18 protein-coding genes and 3 tRNA genes are annotated in these 22,514 nt (G+C 53.7%); 10 read left to right on the plus strand and 11 right to left on the minus strand.

Going from position 1 to position 22,514, the window contains the following annotated elements:
* Nucleotides 1-45 precede the first annotated feature (45 nt).
* Complete coding sequence (gene drpB, locus JBO43_RS04040; RefSeq protein WP_095282487.1) at nucleotides 46-315, minus strand: cell division protein DrpB; 270 nt, start codon at nucleotides 313-315, stop codon at nucleotides 46-48.
* A 211-nt stretch (nucleotides 316-526) separates the two neighbouring features.
* Nucleotides 527-1,390 (minus strand): N-acetylmuramic acid 6-phosphate etherase, encoded by an 864-nt coding sequence (locus JBO43_RS04045; RefSeq protein ID WP_095282488.1) that lies wholly within the window; start codon nucleotides 1,388-1,390, stop codon nucleotides 527-529.
* Between the two features lie 164 nt (nucleotides 1,391-1,554).
* Here JBO43_RS04045 and JBO43_RS04050 point away from each other — a divergent pair, with 164 nt between their 5' ends.
* Both JBO43_RS04050 and dcuR read left to right on the plus strand, forming a co-directional pair.
* Nucleotides 1,555-3,171 (plus strand): sensor histidine kinase, encoded by a 1,617-nt coding sequence (locus JBO43_RS04050; protein WP_202673756.1) that lies wholly within the window; start codon nucleotides 1,555-1,557, stop codon nucleotides 3,169-3,171.
* Nucleotides 3,168-3,887 carry a two-component system response regulator DcuR gene (gene dcuR, locus JBO43_RS04055; RefSeq protein ID WP_095282490.1) on the plus strand — a complete coding sequence of 240 codons (720 nt, stop codon included), beginning with the start codon at nucleotides 3,168-3,170 and terminating at the stop codon, nucleotides 3,885-3,887. Before JBO43_RS04050 ends, dcuR begins: the two co-directional genes overlap by 4 nt.
* Here dcuR and JBO43_RS04060 read toward each other — a convergent pair.
* Nucleotides 3,868-4,830, minus strand: a complete 963-nt coding sequence (locus JBO43_RS04060) for an FAD:protein FMN transferase (protein ID WP_202673757.1) — start codon at nucleotides 4,828-4,830, stop codon at nucleotides 3,868-3,870. The two genes, dcuR and JBO43_RS04060, sit on opposite strands and share 20 nt — an antisense overlap.
* Nucleotides 4,831-4,915: 85 nt before the next feature.
* Entirely contained in the window at nucleotides 4,916-7,693 is a 2,778-nt protein-coding gene (locus tag JBO43_RS04065; protein ID WP_202673758.1) for an NADH-dependent fumarate reductase, read from the minus strand.
* Between the two features lie 616 nt (nucleotides 7,694-8,309).
* Between JBO43_RS04065 and JBO43_RS04070 the strand changes: the two genes are divergently transcribed.
* Nucleotides 8,310-9,818: an anion permease gene (locus tag JBO43_RS04070; protein WP_199184162.1), complete on the plus strand. Its 1,509-nt coding sequence runs from the start codon at nucleotides 8,310-8,312 to the stop codon at nucleotides 9,816-9,818.
* Nucleotides 9,819-9,873: 55 nt separating this feature from the next.
* The gene (gene fumA / locus JBO43_RS04075; RefSeq protein WP_202673759.1) at nucleotides 9,874-11,523 is read left to right on the plus strand and encodes a class I fumarate hydratase FumA; all 1,650 of its coding nucleotides are present in this window, start codon (nucleotides 9,874-9,876) and stop codon (nucleotides 11,521-11,523) included.
* A 65-nt stretch (nucleotides 11,524-11,588) separates the two neighbouring features.
* Here fumA and JBO43_RS04080 read toward each other — a convergent pair whose 3' ends face one another.
* A complete protein-coding gene (locus tag JBO43_RS04080) occupies nucleotides 11,589-11,987 on the minus strand; it encodes a DUF350 domain-containing protein (RefSeq protein ID WP_103949758.1) in 399 nt (132 codons plus the stop codon).
* 232 nt (nucleotides 11,988-12,219) lie between these two features.
* Between JBO43_RS04080 and JBO43_RS04085 the strand changes: the two genes are divergently transcribed.
* Nucleotides 12,220-12,927 (plus strand): hypothetical protein, encoded by a 708-nt coding sequence (locus tag JBO43_RS04085; protein WP_202673760.1) that lies wholly within the window; start codon nucleotides 12,220-12,222, stop codon nucleotides 12,925-12,927.
* A gap of 167 nt (nucleotides 12,928-13,094) precedes the next feature.
* On the opposite strand, the gene JBO43_RS04090 is transcribed toward JBO43_RS04085, so the two are convergent.
* A tRNA-Ser gene (locus JBO43_RS04090) sits at nucleotides 13,095-13,184 on the minus strand.
* A gap of 93 nt (nucleotides 13,185-13,277) precedes the next feature.
* Here JBO43_RS04090 and mtfA point away from each other — a divergent pair.
* The 3 genes from mtfA (at nucleotide 13,278) to JBO43_RS04105 (ending at nucleotide 15,057) form a co-directional block, all read left to right on the plus strand.
* Entirely contained in the window at nucleotides 13,278-14,075 is a 798-nt protein-coding gene (gene mtfA / locus JBO43_RS04095; protein ID WP_202673761.1) for a DgsA anti-repressor MtfA, read from the plus strand.
* A gap of 100 nt (nucleotides 14,076-14,175) precedes the next feature.
* Nucleotides 14,176-14,251 (plus strand) — tRNA-Asn (locus JBO43_RS04100).
* Nucleotides 14,252-14,358: 107 nt separating this feature from the next.
* Entirely contained in the window at nucleotides 14,359-15,057 is a 699-nt protein-coding gene (locus JBO43_RS04105; RefSeq protein ID WP_202673762.1) for an RluA family pseudouridine synthase, read from the plus strand.
* A gap of 12 nt (nucleotides 15,058-15,069) precedes the next feature.
* On the opposite strand, the gene JBO43_RS04110 is transcribed toward JBO43_RS04105, so the two are convergent.
* Entirely contained in the window at nucleotides 15,070-15,609 is a 540-nt protein-coding gene (locus JBO43_RS04110) for a DUF2058 domain-containing protein (protein ID WP_103946142.1), read from the minus strand.
* A gap of 200 nt (nucleotides 15,610-15,809) precedes the next feature.
* On the opposite strand from JBO43_RS04110, the gene JBO43_RS04115 reads away from it, so the two are divergent.
* A complete protein-coding gene (locus JBO43_RS04115) occupies nucleotides 15,810-16,661 on the plus strand; it encodes an aldo/keto reductase (protein ID WP_202673763.1) in 852 nt (283 codons plus the stop codon).
* A 51-nt stretch (nucleotides 16,662-16,712) separates the two neighbouring features.
* Here the strand turns inward: JBO43_RS04115 and cbl are convergent, their stop codons facing one another.
* Together cbl and nac are read right to left on the minus strand one after the other, a co-directional pair.
* Nucleotides 16,713-17,663, minus strand: a complete 951-nt coding sequence (cbl, locus tag JBO43_RS04120) for an HTH-type transcriptional regulator Cbl (RefSeq protein WP_095282536.1) — start codon at nucleotides 17,661-17,663, stop codon at nucleotides 16,713-16,715.
* A 96-nt stretch (nucleotides 17,664-17,759) separates the two neighbouring features.
* Complete coding sequence (nac, locus tag JBO43_RS04125) at nucleotides 17,760-18,677, minus strand: nitrogen assimilation transcriptional regulator NAC (protein ID WP_095282537.1); 918 nt, start codon at nucleotides 18,675-18,677, stop codon at nucleotides 17,760-17,762.
* Nucleotides 18,678-18,998: 321 nt separating this feature from the next.
* On the opposite strand from nac, the gene JBO43_RS04130 reads away from it, so the two are divergent.
* A tRNA-Asn gene (locus tag JBO43_RS04130) sits at nucleotides 18,999-19,074 on the plus strand.
* 76 nt (nucleotides 19,075-19,150) lie between these two features.
* On the opposite strand, the gene JBO43_RS04135 is transcribed toward JBO43_RS04130, so the two are convergent.
* On the minus strand, nucleotides 19,151-21,847 hold the full coding sequence (locus JBO43_RS04135; protein ID WP_202673764.1) for a cation-transporting P-type ATPase: 2,697 nt from the start codon (nucleotides 21,845-21,847) through the stop codon (nucleotides 19,151-19,153).
* A gap of 51 nt (nucleotides 21,848-21,898) precedes the next feature.
* Nucleotides 21,899-22,330 (minus strand): universal stress protein, encoded by a 432-nt coding sequence (locus JBO43_RS04140; protein WP_202673765.1) that lies wholly within the window; start codon nucleotides 22,328-22,330, stop codon nucleotides 21,899-21,901.
* Between the last annotated feature and the right edge of the window lie 184 nt (nucleotides 22,331-22,514).

A 22,514-nucleotide genomic window follows, 5' to 3' on the forward strand; every position in this document is an offset into this window, starting at 1 on the left:
TTCTCCTTCATAAAACGCTCACCTTAACAACTTTGTGCAGGCCTTTCACTCGTTGCTGCCGCGCGGGCGCGTGTACCAGGCGATGGCCCCCAGAATCAGCCCCACCGAGCCCAGCACCAGAAAACCAAGAATAGCGCCGAGCCACTTCCCGCTGGTTGATCCCAAATCACCTTCCATTACCAAATCCGGCGTCGAGGGGATTTTACTGACCACCCACAGATAGCGGAGCATCGCCCAGACAAAGTATCCGCAAAATGCGTAAAACGCCCACAGAGCGAGTTTGCCTCCCAGGCCACGAGTGTTGTTCTGTTCCATGTTTAACCTTTACTGCAGCGGTAAAGACGTTACCGCTCTCACATTGCGTGCTCAAAAGTGTGAATAAAGTCACATTTTGACACTCTTTGCGTTGTCATGCGACGGTAAAGGCGATTGGATTTACCTTAAGTTGATCGGACGCAATTAAACTTCAGAATATCTCAAACACTAAAGGCCGCAGCAGCGGCCTTTTTGTTCATAATTTCAAGGATTACGGCGCTTCCTGCAACGCGACGCGAATAAATCCGTTGTTTTGGTCAAGTAAATCACGCGCCTGCCAGGCGTCCAGCCCGGTCATGACCATCAGCACGGCAGTTTTACAATGGTGATTGCAGCTTTCCAGCGCCGTTTTGGCGACGGTACGCGTACATCCTCCGGCTTCCATCACAATCGCAATCTGCCTTTCAGACCACTTGATACTTTTGGCTTCCAAATCCACGCGCATATTGCTGTAAACCCGGCCGGTACGGACGGCTAATCCTGTGGCGATCATATTCAGGATCAGTTTTTGCGCCATGCCTGCTTTAGCGTTATTCCAGCCTGCCACCACGTCTGCCCCGGTTTGTGGCGCTATCACCATGCTCGCCAGATGCGCGGCTTCGCTTTGCTCGTCGCAGGTAATGATGGCAACCGGTGAGCTCAGGGACCAGGCGTGGCGCATCGCGCCCCAGACCCACGGCGTTTTACCGCTGACGGAGAGCGCAAGCATCATGTCGTGCTCGCCAAAATTCATCGCCTGGAGATCGGCCACACCGCGATCGTAATTTCCTGCGCCGTCTCCGGCATCAAGGCCAATAACCGGATGTTTGCCCGGCGCATACTCCATCGCCGCATGTAGCGCCGCTCGGCCAGATGGTCCGGCGCCGACAATAAACAGCCGTCCGCCGTGGCTCATTGTGGCCGCAGCATTATCCACTACGCGGGCGATGACGGGTAAAAAAGGAGTAATGGAGTCGGTAATGTACTTATCATCCTGATGAATGACATTCAGCATGTCCAGGGTCGACAACCTGTCGATATCCGCCGTATCCGCGTGACGTCTCTCCGTGACCAAACCGTTCAGCTTAACGCTCATAAACTGCCTCCTTGTTATGAATTCCCCCACACTATAAAGTGTTTTATATGGATGACCTGCGAGGGGGGTCACGAAAAGCGCAGCATTCGTCAGCTTTTACATCGCTTTAAGAAAGCGCCGTCATCAGCGATAATTACCCCTTTCTAATTATCCACGGGGTTTCGATGAGCGATTTGCAGCCTTTAGCCACGACGCGCAAGCGCCCAATGAAGCTCAACACGCTGGTCACGCTGATGGTGTGCAGCGTGATTGGTTCGGTTTTACTGGTCATTTTTGCGCTCTACTTTGTGCAGGTTACCCGCGCGACCCGCGATGGCGTAAAGGACACCGCGCTCGCGATTGCCCGCACGCTGGCCGACAGCCCCGACGTGAAACGCGGTCTGCAATTCTCGCCGGAAAACAGCCCAATTCAGTCTGTCGCTGACGCGATCGCCCGCCGCAACGATCTGCTCTTCGCTGTCGTTACCAATATGCAGGGCGTGCGTTATTCCCACCCGGACAATACCCTGTTGGGTAAACATTTTATCGGCGAGGACATCAAACCAGCGCTTGAAGGAAAGGAAAATGTCTCGGTCAACCACGGCGTACTGGCCGAGGCCCTGCGCGTGTTCACCCCGGTTTATAATGACCGCCATCAGCAGATCGGCGTAGTCGCCATTGGTATTTCGCTCAACAAAGTGGATGAGCAGATCAGCCGCAGCCGCTGGAACGTCATCTGGACAGTGCTGTTCAGCGCGCTGATGGGAACGCTCGGCACCTGGGGACTGGTGCATCTGCTCAAACGGATTTTGTTCGGGCTTGAGCCTTACGAAATCTCCGCCCTGTTCGAGCAACGTCAGGCGATGCTGCAATCACTGAAAGAGGGTGTGATCGCGGTCGACAGCCAGGGCCGCGTGACGATGATTAACCACGCCGCCCGCCAGATCCTGCTGCTGCCCGCACACAGCGCCGACGAGCCGCGCCACATGCCGATGCTCGCCTCTCTGCGTCGGGTTTCGCAGACCGGAAAAGCGCTACAGGATCAGGAGATCGACTGCAACGGGCGTTTGCTGCTGTGCAATACCTTCCCGGTCAGGAGTCAAAGCGCGGTGATTGGCGCAATCAGTACCTTTCGCGACAAAACTGAAGTCCGGGAGTTAATGCAGCGGATGGATGGCATGGTGAGTTACGTCGATGCCCTGCGCACCCATTCCCACGAATTTATGAACAAGCTGCATGTGATCCTCGGCCTGTTGCATATGAAACGTTACGATAAGCTGGAAGAATATGTTCTTCAGACCGCGCAGAATTATCAGACTGATATCGGCGCGATTCAGAATAAAATTAAATCACCGGTCATCGCCGGATTCCTGCTGGGGAAAATCAACCGCGCCAAGGAAGCGGGATTTACCCTGAAGCTGGCGGACGAGTGCCAGGTGCCAGACACGCCCAATACCGAGCAGGTCACAGTACTAATTACCGTGCTGGGCAATCTTATCGAAAATGCGCTGGATGCCATGAGCAGCCAGGCCGAAGGCGAAGTCGGCCTGCTGATGCATTATCAGAATGGCTGGCTAAGCTGTGAAATCAGTGACGACGGCCCAGGAATTGACCCCGCGCGGCTGGAAAATATTTTTACGAAGGGTTTTTCTACTAAAGGTGAAAACCGGGGTGTGGGACTCTTCCTTGCTCGCCAACAGCTCGAAAAACTCGGCGGTGATATTACCGTCGAATCTGAGCCAGGCGTATTTACTCAATTTTTTGTTCAGATCCCCTGGGATAGCGAGAGGAAAATCGCGTGATAAATGTCTTAATTGTCGATGATGATGCCATGGTGGCCGACCTTAACCGTCTGTATGTTAACCGGGTTGAGGGTTTTAGCTGCTGCGGCGTAGCCTCCACGCTGAACCAGGCCGAAGCGGTCATTAATAATCCCGCGCAGCCTGTCGATCTGGTGCTGCTCGATGTCTATATGCAGCAGGATAACGGCTTGGATCTGCTGCCGGTGATTCGCGCCTCTGGTCGCCCGATCGACGTTATCATGATTTCTTCGGCCTCTGATGCCACGACGATCCAGACCTCGATGCATTACGGGGTGGTGGATTATTTGATTAAGCCTTTCCAGTTCCCGCGTTTTGAAGAAGCGCTGAACGGCTGGAAGGAGAAGAAGCAGCTGATGGGCTCGCATCAGTATTACGAGCAGGCGGATGTCGACCGTATTCTGCACGGCGGCGCGCCGGAGCTGGCGGACAGCAAGCGTCTGCCGAAAGGCTTGACCCCGCAGACCCTGCGCACGATTTGTCAGTGGATTGACGGGCACCCCGATGCGGAATTTTCCACCGACGACCTGGCTAACGCGGTCAGTATCTCCCGCGTTTCGTGTCGTAAATACCTGATTTGGCTGGCACAGATTACGATTCTCTTCACCAGCATCCACTACGGGGCCACCGGGCGCCCGGTGTATCGCTACCGATTACAGCCGGAACAGGTCGGGCTGCTCAGGCAATATTGCCAGTAAGGCGATAGCGGTTATCCAGCAGCTGGAAGCGGAAATGCTGCATTGACGAGAGCACGACCTCTTTGCTTTTGGTGACGAAGACCGCCTCGATATCAGGCCGCGTGCGCAGCGCGGCACAGCCCTTCTCCACGCCCATCCCGTAAATCAGCGTGGTCCAGATATCGCCGTCGATGGAGTTGGTAGAGATAATCGTCACGCTGTCGAGTTCGTTATCCAGCGGATAGCCGGTACGCGGGTTAAGAATGTGGTGATAGCGCTTACCGTCATGTTCAAAGAAGCGTTCGTAAGTGCCCGATGTCACCACCGATTTATTTTCCACCACCAGCGATCCCACTAATTCATCCGCGCCGCCGAAGGGCGTTTTGATGCCGAGTGACCAGCCGCCCTCCGGCGCACCGAGGGTCTGAATATTGCCCCCAAGGTTAATCAACCCGAGCGTTTCGCCCTCTTTGCGCAGGTAGTCTCGCACCCGGTCGGCGATGTAGCCTTTGGCGATGGCACCGAGATCGATCTCCATACCCGGTTGGGTCAGAAACACGCTGCTGGCATTGTCGTCGAGCAATACGTCGGCTGGATTGGTGATCGCCAGCAGTGCCGTAATCTCTTCTGCGGGCGGCACGCTGTCGCCCTTGAAGCCAATCTTCCAGCGTTTTACCAGCGGGCCAATCGCGAGGTTGAAGGCGCTGTTCTCAAGCATGCTTGCGGCTTTCGCCACGCGGATCAATTCATAAACCGGACGGCTGACGCTGACAGCGTGTTTTCCGGCAGCGTGGTTAATGTCCATCACCTGCGAGGGTGCGCGGTTGACGGTAAGCAGATCTTCGTACTGTTTGATGAGGCGAAACACGCGTGAGGCGAGCGCTTCGTTACTGGAGAAAAGCTTCAGGAGAATGGGGGAGCCCATCAGGGTGGCGGTATAGCTGTAGACGCGGTTATCAGACATGGAAATGCCCCTCGGTTAAATTGCCGGATGGCGCTGCGCTTATCCGGCCTACAAAACCGTGCCCGGCAACCGCCGGGCATTGATATTACTGTTTCGCGCGCATCGCCGCCTGATGTCCGGCCAGAGTACCAAAAATAATGATATCTGCCACGGCGTTACCGCCGATACGGTTCCCGCCGTGGATGCCGCCGACCACTTCACCCGCCGCAAATGCGCCCGGAACCACCTGTTTGTCGCTATTCAACACGCAGGTTTGAGTGTTAATGGTCACACCGCCCATCGTGTGATGCACGCCTGGGGCGATGCGGATTGCGTGGAACGGGCCTTCGTTGACTGGCGCGCGCAGTGCAGTGGTGCGGCCAAAATCATCGTCATGCTGTTTTGCGACAAAACCGTTGTAGCGCTCCAGCGTGTCGAGGAAGGTGTTTTCATCCATGCCCAGCGTTTTTGCCAGCGCTTCTGGCGAGCTGGCGCTGGTGACCAGACCTTTGGCAATGTACTCATCCGCCGCTTTGTTTTTCGCGCGAACATGCTCATCAAACACGATGTAGGCGTATTTTTCCGGCAGGGCGATGATCTGCGCCGAGACTTTGTCGCGGGTTTCCATTTCGTTGAAGAAACGGCTGCCCTTCTGGCTAACCAGGATAGCGCCACCGCCACGAATGGATTCGGAAATCAGATACGACGTGTTTTGCTCCACGGTCGGGTGGATCTGAATTTCGCCCATATCCACAGTACCTGCGCCAATACGTTCCAGCAGCGCGATACCACCACCGGTGGCCCCTTTGTGGTTGGTGGTGACAAAACCGTCCAGATCCGGGCGATATTTAACGACCATGCTGCTGTTGGCGCTGAAACCGCCAGTCGCCATGATCACGCTGCGAGTTGAAACGGTGACCGTTTCGTTCTCTTCGGTGGTCAGACGCACCCCTTTCACTTCGCCATCTTCAAAAATAATGTCGCTGACGGAGGTATCAAGCATCACGTCGATATTGCGTTTGTTGACATTACGCACCAGACCGCTGATCAGATATCCGCCTACCGCAGAGCCGTCTTTTGGACGGTGAGTACGTTCGATGCTCATCCCACCGGTGGTCGTGATGCCGTTCAGCATGATCCCGCGAGTTGCCAGCCATTCAATCGCTTCTGGCGCGTTTTCAACAAAGCATCGCAGCAGTTCTGGATTGTTCTTGTTGTGACCGCCTTTCAGGGATTCCTGGTAGAACAGCTCTTTGCTGTCCTGGATGCCTTGTACGCGCTGGAAGCGTGTTTCTGCGGCGTTCATCCCGGCAGATGCTTTAATGGTGTTCCCGCCGATGGTGGGCATTTTCTCGACGATCAGCACGCTGGCCCCTTCATCATGCGCCTGAATAGCGGCCGCCAGACCAGCACCACCGGAACCGACAACCACGACATCAAACTGTTTCGCTTCGTTCGGATCGACGCCCTCTTCTGCCGCCAGTACTTTGCTGGATTTCAGCATCGCTTTGGAAACCGCTTTTTTCACGGCTTCGCTCTGACTGGTCGCGCCGGTGATGGCATCCACGTGCGGGGTGTTGGCATCAAGAATACGGCTGCGGATCTCTTCAAAGCTGCTGACAAATTCCACATCCTGAGTCGGGCCAGATGCCAGTTCGATGTCAGCGATACGGTCCGTTTCGAGACTCACGTTAATCACTAATTCGTTGACATCGTCCTGCACGGTTTCGGTGAACAGGCCAGCTTTAAATTTCGATTCGCCCATGCTCATGTCGCGGATCATCGCTTCCACCAGCGAGAAACGCCACAGCGGTTCTGGGATGTTCAGCGCTTCGCGTTGGGTGCTGTCCATAAACAGCTCCAACGTTTCGCCGTCGCGAATACGGTCGGTCCAGTCGGGATAGGCGATAGTCGCGCGCCCCACGGCAATCAGATCGTAACCGTGGTCTAGCGCCTCGTTCACATCGGCGGCGTTCACTACGCCACCCACCCCCATCACCGGAATTTGCGCGAGCGTTTCGGAACGCATGGCGCGGTATTTCTCGATAAGTGGCGTTGGGTCCTGGGTGTCGACGATGGACGGGCGCAGCGTTGCGCCAACGGAGAAGTGCAGGTAATCCAGACCGCGTGCGGCCAGTTTTTCCAGCAGGTACAGGGTGTCGTCAAAACGAATACCGGGGACTTCCATCTCTTCTGGAGAGAAGCGGTAGCCGATAATGAACGCGTCATCCGCATACTGACGAACCATTTTGTGAGTGATTTCAAGCACTGCCAGCGGGAATTTTGCGCGGTTGTCGCGGCTGCCGCCCCACTCGTCTTCACGCTGGTTGGAGTTCGGGGAGTAGAACTGCTGAATCAGATAGGTGTTCGCGCCGTGAATTTCGACGCCGTCAAAGCCCGCCTGAATTGCACGACGAACCGCTTCACCGAACTTGCCGATCATGCCTTCCACTTCTTCAGTGGTTAATGCCACCGGAGTAGCTGCGCCATCGCGCGGTGCGGCCACGGCGCTTGGGCCGACCGGGGTACGGCCACCAATCAGTTTCGGGTCGACCATGCGACCGCCGTGGTAGATCTGCAGCAGCGCTTTAGAGCCTTTAGATTTAATCGCGTCGGCAATTTTTGCCAGCCCGGCGATTTTCTCATCGTTATCGATACCGATAGCGCCAGGGAAAGCCAGGCCCAGATCGTCAACAAAGCAGCATTCAACGATGATGGTACCGATGCTGCCGGAGCGCGCACGGTAGTATTCCACCAGCTCGCTGGTCACCGTGCCGTCGTAATAACCGGTACAGGTGGTCATCGGTGCCATTAACAAGCGGTTTTTGAGTTCGGTACCATTCGGTAATGTGAAAGGACTAAGGATTCGTTCGTTAGTGCTCATAATAGAAACTCCAAACTTTTAAAATTGAAATCTGAGAATTCTTTATCGGATTTTGTTTCTGGTTAATTTTTTTGCCGATGTCATGGTATTAATATAACGATATTTTTAGTTACTAAAGTAATTACGTTAGTTATAAAAGTATTTAATCCCTGCAATAACATTATTACTACATTGGTGTTATTGATATTAGGGTGTTGCGTTCACAATAATATAAACATCGTTAACCTTTTAGTTACTTTTTTATTTGAGACAAAACAACCCAACGCATTGATTAATCATGGTTATTTATTTAATAATCATTTTCGCGCAATATCTATTCAACGAATTCAAACAGTCGACAGAGATAATATCCACATAACTCAATGTGGTTATTTTAATTAGTATAAAAATACTCCTGCATTTCTATTTTATTGATCGCGATCAATTCCACTGGCATCGAAAGGCGCAGTATATAAACATCATCAATTTTTAATTTAACGCATCGTGAATCGCGTTAAATCGCTATTTACGAAATAACCAGAACGCACCTTAAATAACTAAAGAAAGTAAATAAATTAAAAAAGGCGCAGCGTTATTTCTTCAAAACCGAATTTTTGACAACTTAAGAAGCAAACCTATGAATGATAAAACAGCTGTAACGCCCCCGGTGGCGAGCAAGCCGAAAGACGGAAACAACAAACGTCTGCTAATGATGGCACTGCCGATTATTGTTGCCGTGCTGCTCCTGTTTGTGCCGGTTCCTGAAGGGCTGCCACCTTATGCCTGGCACTACTTCGCTATCTTTGTAGGTGTGATCGTCGGTTTAATCTTCGAACCGCTGCCGGGTGCCGTGATTGGCCTGACCGGTGTCGTCGCCATCGCACTGTGTAGCCAGTGGGTGCTGTTCAGCCCGGAACAACTGGCTGATCCGAAATTCAAACTGGCCGGTGCTTCCTTTAAATGGGCGGTGAGCGGCTTCGGTAACTCCACCGTCTGGCTGATTTTCGGCGCGTTCATGTTCGCCGCGGGCTACGATAAAACCCGTTTCGGCCGCCGTCTGGCGCTGATTCTGGTGAAATATCTCGGCCGTCGCAGCCTGACGCTGGGTTATGCGATCACCTTCGCCGATCTGCTGCTGGCCCCGTTCACTCCATCCAACACTGCGCGCAGCGGCGGGACTATCTACCCGATCATCGCTAACCTGCCGCCGCTGTACGGTTCAAAACCGAACGACCCAAGTTCACGGAAGATTGGCTCTTATCTGATGTGGGTAGCAATCACCGCGGCCTGTATCACCAGCTCCATGTTCCTCTCTGCGCTGGCGCCTAACCTGCTGGCTCTGGCGCTGGTGAAAAGCATCGTTGGCATCAACATCTCCTGGGGTACCTGGTTCATCGCCTTCTTGCCAGTGGGCGTGCTGCTGATTCTGGTGATGCCGCTGCTGGCCTACTGGTTCTACCCGCCAGAAGTCAAAATCAACGACGAAGTGCCGCTGTGGGCGTGTCGTGAACTGGAGAAACTGGGCAAACTGTCGCGTAACGAAATCCTTCTGCTGGTCTTCGTATGCTGTGCGCTGATGATGTGGATTTTCGCCGCCGCGTGGATTGAACCGGCCCTGGCTGCCCTGCTGATTGTTGGCCTGATGCTGTGGACCGGCGTGCTGGAGTGGAACGACATCACCGGCAACAAAGCCGCGTGGAACACCTTCGTCTGGTTCGCAACCTTGGTTGCCCTTGCGGACGGCCTGTCCTCCACCGGCTTCATCGCCTGGCTGGGTAAAGAAGGCGGCCTGCTGATGAGCGGTATCTCGCCGGGTGTTGCGACTATCGTCCTGCTGCTGGCGTTCTACCTGCTCCATTACCTGTTTGCCAGCACCACCGCGCACACCACCGCACTGCTGCCAGCGATGCTGACCATCGCCGCGACTATCCCAGGCATCAACATGGAAGTGTTCGTCCTGCTGATGGTGACCTCGCTGGGTATCATGGGGATTATCACCCCGTACGGCACCGGCCCAAGCCCGATTTACTACGGCAGTGGCTACCTCCCGACCAAAGATTACTGGCGTCTCGGTACTATCTTTGGCGCCATCTTCCTGGCGGCCCTGCTGCTGATTGGTTATCCGTGGATGTCCATGATGTTCTGATTCTTAACCGCCGGGGGACCCCCTCCGGCGGTTTAATTTTATGGAGTGATACGCAATGTCGAACAAAGCCTTTTACTATCAGAATCCCTTCCCCCTCGCACACGACGACACCGAATACTATCTGCTGACCAAAGAGCATGTGTCTGTTGCCCACTTTAACGGCCAGGAAATTCTTCAGGTCGAGCCCGAAGCTCTGACTTTACTCGCTCAACAGGCGTTTCACGATGCCGCATTTATGCTGCGCCCTTCGCACCAGAAACAGGTTGCGGCAATCCTGAACGACCCACAAGCCAGCGAGAACGATAAATACGTCGCCCTGCAGTTCCTGCGCAACTCTGAAATCGCGGCCAAAGGCGTGCTGCCGACCTGCCAGGACACCGGCACGGCGATCATCATGGGTAAAAAAGGCCAGCGCGTCTGGACCGGCGGCGGTGACGAAGCGGCCCTGAGCCAGGGCGTGTATAACACCTACATCGAAGATAACCTGCGCTACTCTCAGAACGCGGCGCTGGATATGTATAAAGAGGTGAACACTGGCACCAACCTGCCTGCGCAGATTGACCTCTACAGCGTGGACGGAGATGAATACAAGTTCCTGTGCATGGCGAAAGGCGGCGGTTCCGCCAATAAAACCTACCTCTATCAGGAAACCAAAGCGCTGATCACCCCGGCCAAATTGAAAAATTACCTGGTCGAGAAGATGCGTTCCCTGGGAACAGCGGCTTGCCCTCCATACCATATCGCCTTTGTGATTGGCGGAACTTCCGCGGAAAGCACCCTCAAAACGGTGAAACTGGCTTCGACTCGCTACTACGACGGCCTGCCGACGGAAGGTAACGAACACGGTCAGGCGTTCCGCGATGTTCAGCTGGAACAGGAACTGCTGCTGGAAGCGCAGAACCTGGGTCTGGGTGCGCAGTTCGGCGGGAAATACTTCGCCCACGATATCCGCGTGATCCGTCTGCCGCGCCACGGTGCTTCCTGCCCTGTCGGCATGGGAGTCTCCTGCTCGGCCGACCGTAACATCAAAGCCAAAATCAACCGCGACGGGATCTGGATTGAGAAACTGGAACACAATCCGGGCCAGTATATTCCTGAATCACTGCGCCAGCAGGGTGAAGGCGAAGTGGTCAGCATTAACCTGAATCAGCCGATGAGTGAAATCCAGGCGCAACTCTCTGCCCACCCAGTTTCCACCCGTCTGTCCCTGAATGGCACCATTATCGTGGCGCGTGATATCGCCCATGCGAAGCTGAAAGAGCTGCTGGATAACGGCGAAGAACTGCCGCAGTACGTGAAAGATCACCCGATCTACTACGCGGGCCCGGCGAAGACACCTGAAGGGTATGCTTCTGGCTCTTTAGGCCCAACTACCGCAGGGCGTATGGACTCGTATGTGGATTTACTGCAATCCCACGGTGCGAGCATGGTGATGCTGGCGAAAGGCAACCGCAGCCAGCAGGTGACAGACGCATGCCACAAGCACGGCGGTTTCTACCTCGGCAGCATTGGCGGCCCGGCGGCGGTACTGGCGCAAAACAGCATTAAGAGTCTGGAGTGCGTGGCGTATCCTGAGCTCGGAATGGAAGCCATCTGGAAAATTGAAGTCGAGAACTTCCCGGCGTTTATCCTGGTGGATGACAAAGGCAACGACTTCTTCCAGCAGATCCAGAACAAGCAGTGCGCAGGCTGCGCGCAGCGCTAAGTCGTCCTAAAACTAAAAAGCCAGACATCGCTGCCTGGCTTTTTTATTTCCGTAATGCGTTGTCTCTACCAGGTCATACACGCCGCATTAAGAATGCCACCCGCCAAAGCAAAAACGCCCATGAACACACCCGCAGCAATATGATTACTGGAAATCTTTTCTCCCAGCGCTGGCATGTAAAGCCTGACCCCTGCGTAAATCAGAAGCTGTACGACAAAGGCCACGCCGCCCCAGATAAGATAATCCAGAATACTGACCGAATTCACTGCCGCGCTGGAGAGAGGAATGACAAAACCCAGCAGCGTTCCGCTGAATGCCAGGGCAGCCGCTGCGTTATTATCTTTAATCAACTGCCATTCATCGTGTGGCGTCACTTTGGTGTAGACAAAAAGAAAAACAATCACCATTGCCACGCCGATAAAAAAGTAGGCTGAAAAGGCCAGTAAAGCATCCAGGATGTGCATATTATCCCCTAAGCAGAAAAAAATGATTTTAACTTATCATTAGATTTCGCAACTGTTTGTTTACCTCTTTTTACGTTGCTCTTCGCACTTATAGCGCGCCAGTCGCGACGGGCTGAATAAGTTCCACAATAACTTACGTAAGCCGAAGAGTTATTTACACTTCTACACTCTCCCTTCCCTACAATCAGGCGCAGTAAACACAGGCAGCCATGTAAAAACAGAAACGCGGTAAATGTTTAATTTCTTAAGGTTTCAAATGAAGATCATGCACCGGACCGCCTCTCTTTTCCCCCTTCTGCTACCGATGACCGTGACGGCTGCCCCCACGCCTGTCGAAAAAACTGATTATTTCAGCAAAATTAGCTTTCACTCCCCCAGCATGCCGGGGTTCCGTACTGCAGATATGTTGACGACCGGTTTTACCGGGGCACATGTCACGATGAGCAGTAATAGCAAATTTCTCAATCTCAACGATCTGCAATTTAGCGTGAACCATGACTGGATCAGGATTAAAGCACAGCCTGTGGAAGGACGGGTCCAGCTTCAGATGGTCAGGCAACCGCAGGCTAATGAAAGAGAGATGACGTTAACGCTGAAGAACCTCAAAACAGGTCATACTCAAACTCACGTCTTTCACCTCAATATCTGGCTGACGGGTGACGGCATTCTGGATAAAAACTTCGCCAACGCGCGTGAACACTGTGCCCGTCTGGGCGGCAAGCTGCTGAATACCCAACAGTTCAGAGCAGTTTCTCGACAATGGTTCGGTCTCAGCAGCGGGCAACTACGCACTTTTTACCCTGACGCGGGGATTTTTAATGAACAGATGCAGGCAGGTGACAGTTTCTGGGTGCATGAGGCGAAATCGCTCTATCTGCACACCGGCATGAAAAGCAACAAACGTAACGTCGGGACACTTTGCCGATATGAGTATAAATGACTTAAAAGCTAGAGTTCTCTCTCAAGTTGCATAAAACATCAATGACTTGAGAAAGTACACAGGCTAGACTCCTGCGACCTTCCGCTGCATCTTGATGCTTATTTCAGCCAGAATGACTGATACGGCTGGTTGTCCGAAGAAGGTATGAATAAGATTACGTGATGAAGTGGCGGAGAGAGGGGGATTTGAACCCCCGGTAGAGTTGCCCCTACTCTAGTTTTCGAGACTAGTCCGTTCAGCCGCTCCGGCATCTCTCCGTTTTAGTGGTTGCCATGATGCCAGGTAATTTGGCATTTTAACAGAACCTTATCCTGCATTTTTGTTCAAGTGATGAGTTTGCGAGCGAAGTGATGATTAAGTGGCCCTGGAAATCGAACGAAACCGCACCGAACGCGATTCTCCCGTGGGAAGAGGCGCTGGCAATTCCTGTTCTCGCCAGTCTTGACCCCGACGAGCTCGCCCGACTGGTTCAACTAGCCGATCGTTTTTTACAGCAAAAACGCCTCGTCCCGCTGCAAGGTTTTGAGCTGGATGCGCTCAAAAGCACGCGTATCGCCCTGCTCTTCTGTTTGCCGGTGCTTGAGCTCGGCTTTGAGTGGCTGGATGGCTTCCATGAAGTGCTGATTTATCCCGCCCCTTTCGTCGTCGATGACGAGTGGGAAGATGATATTGGGCTGGTGCACAATCAGCGCGTTGTGCAATCTGGTCAAAGCTGGCAGCAAGGGCCAATCATCCTGAACTGGCTTGATATTCAGGATTCCTTTGATGCCTCCGGTTTTAACCTGATTGTGCATGAAGTAGCCCATAAACTGGACACCCGCAACGGCGATCGCGCCAGCGGTGTACCGTTTATCCCTCTGCGCGAAGTGGCAGGCTGGGAGCATGACTTGCACGCCGCCATGAACAATATTCAGGATGAGATCGATCTGGTAGGTGAAAGCGCGGCCAGCATTGACGCGTATGCAGCGACAGATCCGGCGGAGTGCTTTGCCGTACTGTCGGAATATTTCTTCAGCGCACCTGAACTGTTCGCCCCGCGCTTCCCGGCGTTGTGGCAGCGTTTTTGCCATTTTTACCAGCAAGTTCCCTTGCAACGTTTGCGTGAAAATGCAGGGTCTGACGGTCATTCGTCTTCTCAAGTACACTAAAACAGCAGGTTGAGTCTTAATTAATCATTTGAATCAGTATGTTGAATTTAGTGTTGACACAAAATGGCGAGGCCATTAACATGCGCCTCGTTCACACGATTCCTCTGTAGTTCAGTCGGTAGAACGGCGGACTGTTAATCCGTATGTCACTGGTTCGAGTCCAGTCAGAGGAGCCATATTTAGAGAAGCCCGCTCAGGGAAACCTGAGCGGGCTTTTTGCTGTATTCGCCAGCGTGCTGATAATTCGTTATGATCGCCCCCCATTCTTGTGCCAGGCCGACTGATGTCCACCATTATCGATACTTTTGTTGCCCCGCCGTGCCATGACGAGATTGACATTCTCTATCAGGACGAGCATCTGCTGCTTATCAATAAACCCAGCGGTCTGCTGAGTCTCTCGGGGAAAAATCCGCAAAACCTCGATTCAGTGCATCACCGGCTGGTAAAGAAGTTCCCCGACTGCACGCTGGTCCATCGATTAGATTTCGGCACATCCGGGCTGATGGTCATTGCGCGTAATAAAGTCATTAACGCGGCGCTGTGCCAGCAGTTCAGCCAGCGCGCGGTGACCAAGATCTACAGCGCCCTGCTCTGCGGGCATCTGGACAATGACGAAGGGATGATAGACGCGGCGATTGCCAAAGACCCAGCGCTGTTCCCGCTGATGTCGATTTGCAGCGTTCACGGCAAACCCGCTCGCTCCCGCTATCGGGTTATTGAACGAATGAATCGTGAACAGGAAGACGGCACGTTTCTGGCGTTAACGCGAGTCGCGCTAATCCCGGAAACCGGGCGAACCCATCAACTGCGCATTCACTGCCAGCAGTTGGGCCACCCTATTTTAGGCTGCGATCTGTACGGCGGACTTTTGCTGCCAGGCACAGAACAGACGCCACGGCTGATGCTGCACGCCAGCGAGCTGGATTTCGTGCACCCCGTCAGCGGAGAGCGGGTCTGCGCCCGCCATACTCCACCGTTCTGAGCACGAAAATCATTACCACATCAAATCGTCAGGAATTTTGAAATCCGCATACGGATCGTCTTCGTCCTGCTCTTCCTGACTCAACGCACTGTTTAAGACAATACTGTCCGCATCGCGCTGGGCAATTTTGTCGGCAACGATCGCGGGGATAATTGCATATTCGCTCTTCCCGCTGGCATCCAGCACTAAACGCGCAATCGCCAGACGACCGCTGATCAGCTGCGCCTGTGTGGTCTTATCGACAGCGATTTTTTTGATCAGGTTATTGTCGGTGAAGTTGAAATCGATGTTGCCTCTTGAGATATCGATGCGGTTCATCTCAATCAGCTGCTTCACCTGCGCTTTAAACTCTTTTGCCAGCGTCGCCTGTTTTTGCTGTTCGCTCAGCTGTTTATCACGCTCAAGCTGTGCCTTTTTATTTTCTTCCACCGCTTCTCTGGCCTCGCGAGCCTGAACGCGTGATTTTTTAGCCGTTCTCTGGACTTTAGCTATTTTTTTGCTGGAGACTAATCCGGCTTTGAGCATCTGCTCTTGTAAGGTGAGTTTTGTCATCTTCGTATCTAAACCAGTTGAATAATGAGTGGGATTATACCTGTAATTTTCGAGGCTGTGTCAGTTGCCGGACCGCAGCGATGGGTAACATGCACGCAGAATTCATGAATCAACCTAATAAGGCTTTGCGCATTCCCTCTATTATCGAATAAATCACTCTGCGCTATGCTGGTTATCCCACAGAGCGGAAGGAAAAAGTCATGAATACGGTCACACTGAATAACGGTATTGAAATGCCCCTGCTGGGCTTTGGCGTTTTCCAGATGACGGATGCCGCCGAATGCGAACGCGCTGTCGTTGATGCCATTGAAACAGGCTATCGTTTGATTGATACCGCCGCTTCCTACCAAAATGAAACCCAGGTCGGGAACGCGCTTAAGCAAAGCGGCATCGCCCGCGATGAACTGTTTGTCACCACCAAACTGTGGCTGCAGGACACGCATTACGCTGGCGCGAAAGCCCAGTTCGAACGATCGTTGAACCGTCTGCAGCTGGATTATGTTGACCTGTATCTGATTCATCAACCCTACGGCGATGTTCATGGCGCGTGGCGTGCAATGGAAGAGTTGCAGCAGGCCGGGAAAATTCGCTCGATTGGCGTGAGTAATTTCCATCCGGACAGGCTTGCCGATCTTATCGCGTTTAATCGAGTGGTTCCGGCCGTCAATCAGATTGAAGTGAACCCCTTCAACCAGCAGCTCCAGGCGGCGCCGTGGATGCAAAGTCGCGGTATCCAGCCAGAAGCCTGGGCACCTTTTGCAGAAGGGAAAAACGGCCTGTTCCAGCACCCTGTTTTAACCGCGATAGGTGAGAAATACGGTAAAAGCGTGGGTCAGGTTGTTCTGCGTTGGATTTTTCAGCGCGGCATTGTTTCGCTGGCAAAATCCGTGCGAAAAGAGCGAATGGTCGAGAACATCAGTATTCTCGATTTTGAACTGAGCGCTGAAGATATGCTGCACATTACCGCGCTTGATACTGCCACCAGCGCATTCTTCTCGCATCGCGATCCGGCGATGGTGGAATGGCTGACGGGGCGCAAGCTGGACGTCTGATTCCGGCGGGTCACATAAAAATGCCTGCGATTAAGCAGGCTTTTTTTTGCATCAAATCTGATAATCAATCGCCACTTCTTCCGTCTCCATCACCTGACGCTTAATTTCATCCACCGACAGTCCAGCATTGCACAGTTCGATAAAGCGCCAGACATAGTTGCGTTGCAGTTGCCCACGTTTAAGCCCAAGCCAGACGGTGTTGGCGTCGAAAAGATGGCGCGTATCCAGACGCACCAAATCACCCAGTTCGCGCTCCCCGCCCGACTGCTCAGCCACCAGCCCGATTCCAAGTCCCAGCTCCACGTACGTTTTGATCACATCAGAATCCTGCGCGCTCAGCACAATATCCGGCGTCAGCCCTTTGCGATTAAATGCTTCATCAATGCGCGAGCGCCCGGTAATGCCCTGACGATAGGTAATGAGCGGCCATTTGGCGATATCTTCGAGAGTGAGAGGCGAAACCTGATGAAGCGGATGATCGGCGGGCAAAAGCAGGCTGTGATGCCAGCGGAACCAGGGGAAGGCCACCAGCAGCGGATCGTTACTCAGGCGCTCACTGGCGATACCGATATCCGCCCCGCCGTTTTGCAGCAGCACTTCAATCTCCTGCGGGGTGCCCTGAATCAGCTCCAGACGCACATCCGGGAAAAGCTCACGAAACGCCTTAATCACCGGCGGCAAACTGTAGCGTGCCTGCGTGTGGGTAGTGGCAATGGTCAGCACCCCGGACGCATCGTTGGTGAAAAGATCCGCCAGCCGACGGACGTTGCTGGCTTCGTTGAGAATGCGCTCCGCGATGGTCAGCAGCGCCTTACCGGGCTCGGTCATCCCCAGCAGACGCTTGCCGCGACGGATGAAAATCTCGATCCCCAGCTCTTCTTCCAGCTCGCGGATGTGGCGGCTGACGCCTGACTGAGAGGTGTAAAGCATGTTGGCGACTTCGGTCAGGTTGTAGTCCCGCCTGGCCGCCTCACGGATAATTTTAAGTTGCTGGAAATTCACGATTCACTCCGGCGCATCTGACATGACCCTATTGTTAGAGTCAGCAGACCTGGAGAACAAATAATAAAAACCAGCATCTTATTCCTTTATGGAATATCAGCTCACAAGCTGCAGCTCACGATTCTCCAGCGAAGGACGGCTGACCAGCGACATCAGGATCTCTTTTACCGCCTGCGCCTGCGGCGACAGCGATCCGCGCGCGGACATATTCAGAGAAAGCGGCAGGCTCATGGACGGCGTGGTGATCCGCGCCATCCAGCCGTTCGCAGCGCTGCACAGCGAGCGTGCAGCAGATTCCGGCAGAACAGTAACGCCCATTCCGCTGGCAATGGCGGCGGTCAGGGTGGAGATGGAGTCGATCTCACCGATGATTTTTGCGGTCAGACGGCGCAGAGAAAACGCCTCGTCGACGCGCAGACGCACGGCGCTGTAATCGCGAGGTAAGAACAGATTCATCTCAGCGACAGCGGTTAAATCAATACTCTGGCCCGGACAATCCCGCGTGCCGACCAGATACAGGTCTTCTTTCAGCAACGGTTGGCTGGTGATCCCGGCAATCGGCGAGCGATCGTACAGTACCGCCATATCCAATTGGCCGTTCAGCAGCTTATCGTTCAGCACTGACCCGCTGTTTTCATGCAGATAAACCAGCACTTCCGGCAGCTCGGCGCGAACCGCCTGCAGCAGCGGCATGGTAATGGATGAGGCGGCCGTTCCCGGCGCCAGGCCAATCGACACCTGCCCGCTCAGGGTGTGTCCGACGTTGCAGACGGCCAGCTGCGCTTGCTCGCACTGACGTAAAATCGTGCGCGCATGGGTATAGAGGATCTTACCGGCTTCGGTTGGCGTGACGCCGCGCTTGGTGCGGATCAACAGCTGCTGGTCCAGTTCACCTTCCAGAGTGGCCACCTGCTGGCTCAGCGCAGGCTGCGCGATATGCAACACTTCCGCGGCCTGGGTCAGGCTACCGATATCGACGATTTTTACGAAGTATTTCAGTCGTCTTAAATTCATTTTGCCCCCTGTTAAAATACAGTGCCGGTACTGGCGCTCATTGTTGAGAAGGTTTTTGCAATATGGGTGCCAGTTTTTGCAGGAGGACCGATGAGTGTGCTAAGCGGCTGAAAATAAGGAAATCTAATCACTCAACGCGGTTTGATGACTGAAACAGCGGTTTAGGATCTGCCCCATAAGAGGTATGCCTGCACCACAATCGTGCGTTTTTGCCGAGAAAGGGAACACTTTGCTGAAATTGTCAGCAAACGATCACGCGAGGCCAATCTCTCCTTTGACAAGCGTTATCGGGGTCGATAATATGCGCCCCGTTCACACGATTCCTCTGTAGTTCAGTCGGTAGAACGGCGGACTGTTAATCCGTATGTCACTGGTTCGAGTCCAGTCAGAGGAGCCAAATTTGAAAAGCCTGCTTTTAAAGCAGGCTTTTTGCTTTTCTGCGCCAGGGAAATCGCCTTACCCGGCCTACAACGCTAACGTTTCGCTTCTACCCGCCATTTCCTCGTTAACGGCTTTTCGACCTCAACAATCAAGAACATCACGAACCCGATAATAAAGGTGATCACCCAGTAGCGGAACGGCAGGGATTCTGTACCAAACAGCATCTGCATAAACGGTGCGTAAATAATCAGCAGCTGTAACACCAGCAGCACCCCACTCACAATCCAGATCCCCCGGTTCGCCAGCAGGCCTTTGCTCAACGAGAATCCGTCAGAGACGCGGCAGTTCAGCATGTAGAACCATTGCGCCGTCACCAGCGTTTGCAACAATACGGTGCGGATAAACTCCGGTGAATAACCGCGCGGTTGCAGCCAGGCTTCCAGCACAAATGCGCTGACGGCGATCATTGAGCCGACAAACACCACGCGCCAGATGGCAAACCCGTCCATCACATGCAGATTAGGGTTGCGCGGTGGACGTTTCATAATGTTCGGTTCACCGGCTTCAAACGCCAGGCCAAACGACAGCGTGGCGGAGGTCGCCATGTTCATCCACAGGATCAGTACCGGCGTCAGCGGAATAAGATTACCCGCCAGCAAGGCAATAATAATCAGCAGCCCCTGCGCCAGGTTGGTCGGCATGATAAACAGAATGGTTTTTTTCAGGTTATCGTAGACCCGACGGCCTTCCCGAACCGCACTGGCGATGGTGGCGAAGTTATCGTCCGTGAGCACCATATCCGCCGCTTCTTTGGTCACCTCCGTGCCCTTGATGCCCATCGCGATACCGACATCAGCCTGCTTCAGGGCAGGCGCATCGTTGACGCCATCCCCGGTCATCCCGACAACTTCTTTCTTACTTTGCAGGGCCTGCACCAGGCGGAATTTATCCTCCGGGCTGGTACGGGCAAAAATATCAAATTTCTGCGCGGCTTCGCTCAACTGATGATCGTCCATCACCTCCAGTTCACGCCCGGTAATCGCACTCCCGGCATTGCCGATTCCCAACATTTGCCCGATGCTCATCGCCGTTTGCGGATGGTCGCCGGTGATCATTTTCACGCGAATCCCCGCCCGCAGGCAGTCGCCTATGGCGGTAATGGCCTCCGGTCGCGGCGGGTCCATCATCCCGGCGATACCGAGCAGAATAACGCCCTGCTGCAAATCCGGATGGTCAAGGGTGGTTTGCTCAAAGCCCGCCGGTTTCCACGCCGCCGCCACCATGCGTAAACCTTCGCGGGCATACTCCTCGATCTGCGCTTCCCAGTAGGGCTGATTGAGCGGCTCAAGCCCGGATTCCGTCTGCTGATGCTGGCAAAGTCGGAACAGCACGTCCGGTGCACCGGTGATGAGAATCATCTCTTCATCACCGATGCGGTGTAGCGTCGACATGTATTTGTACAGGGAATCAAACGGGATTTTGCTGCGCAGCTCCGTCTGCACAGGCGGAAGCGGGACTTTAGCGGCCAGCACCTTCAACGCCCCTTCGGTCGGCCCGCCGGTGATTTTCCACAGCCCCTGCTCGTCTTTCATCAACTGGCTGTCGTTACAAAGGTCAACGGTGCGCAAATATCGTTCCAGTAGTGAACCGTGAACCACCGTCACCGGCGTCGGATCGTCAATCGGATGAATATTTCCCACCGGCTCATAGCTGTCGCCTTCGACGCGATAAATTTTATCCGCCGTGATCAGCGCCTTGACGGTCATCTCGTTCATGGTCAGGGTGCCGGTTTTATCGGAGCAAATCACCGTCATCGCACCCAGGGTTTCGACCGTCGGCAGTTTGCGGATAATCGCTTTCTGCTTCGCCATCGTCTGCACGCCGAGCGACAGAATAATCGAGATAATCGCAGGCAGACCTTCCGGCACGGAGGCTACCGCAAGGCTAATCAGGGACAACATCAGTTCGGAAACCGGCATATCGCGGAACAGCAGGCTGAAGACAAACAGGGCCGCCATCATCACCAGGATAATAATGAAAATGGCTTTGCCGAGTTTATCCATCTGCACCAGCAGCGGCGTGCGGTGTTTTTCAATATCCGCCATCATTTGGTTGATGTGGCCCAGCTCCGTTTCGCCTCCCGTTGCGACCACAATCCCTTTACCGCCGCCGGAACTGACGGTAGTGCCAGAGAACAGTAGATTGGTGCGATCCCCCAGCGGTAATTCCCCTTCCAGCCTGTCGGTGCCTTTTTCCACCACCGTGGATTCCCCCGTCAGAATGGCCTCTTCCACCCGCAGGTTGTGCGCTTCAATGACTCTCAGGTCGGCGGGAATGCGATCGCCTGCGCGAATGACCACGATATCGCCCGGTACCAGCGCGGTGGTAGGAATTGTTTCATGATTCCCCTGACGAACCACAACGGCCTCGCTGGAGAGCATATTGCGGATGCTCTGAAGGGATTTTTCTGCATTACTTTCCTGAATATGGCCGATCAGCGCATTGATGACCGCCACGCCCAAAATCACCAGTGTATCGACCCAATGGCCCATGACGGCGGTCAGCACTGCCGCCGCCAGCAGGACATAAATCAGTACATCGTTGAAATGGGCTAAAAAACGCAGCCACGCGGGCTTTCCCGGTTTTTGCGGTAAGGCATTTTCACCGTATTGCGTCAGGCGAGCCGCCGCGTCCGCGCCGGTAATTCCGTCTGCTGAGCTGTTGGTTTGTGCCAGGGTTTCTTCTACGGAGAGCCGGTAAAAAGGTTGGCCCGGTTTATCTGTATTCATCAATCCGTCCTCAATTCCTGCAACGAAAATCGCCCGCTGTCCCTTTCGCCTTTAACGCACGACAAATACCGGAACGTGCGCATAGCGAACAATATTGGCCGCATCCGAGCCGAGTAAATGGGTCTGAATATTGGGATTGCGCGATCCGATAATGATCACTTCCGCATTAAGTTCGTCCCCCAGGAGAGTGACTTCATCGCGCACATTGCCGCTACGGACATGAAAGTGAATGCGATCCTGAGGAAACGTCGTTTTTTGTGCCAGTGCCGAGAGTTTTTCTTTTGCGTTATTAATCATATAGTCATCCATTTTACGCGCATCGGAAATAAACCCTCGGGTCAGCTCCGGCGAAAATTTTGGAATCACATGAAGTAAATGGATATCGGCTGAGGCCGCCTGCGCGAGGAACTGCGCATGAGCAAGGGCCTTATCGGCCAGCCCCATTTCAAAGACATCGACCGGGACCAGAATATTTCTGTACATAGTGAGCATCCTTTTATGGCCAACTGGAAAGAGATGTTATTAAACGTAGCACAGGACACTCGCTATTTTTTGGCCGCGAATTAATTCTCTGAATAATAATGATTTAAGCGTTAAGGTCATTCGCATACCTCATTCAAAGGTATGAATTTCGCCAGCCTGCCAATTTTAGGCGCTCTATAACCTT

Origin of the sequence: Lelliottia jeotgali, assembly GCF_016771845.1 — a bacterium.
Taxonomy (GTDB): domain Bacteria; phylum Pseudomonadota; class Gammaproteobacteria; order Enterobacterales; family Enterobacteriaceae; genus Enterobacter; species Enterobacter jeotgali.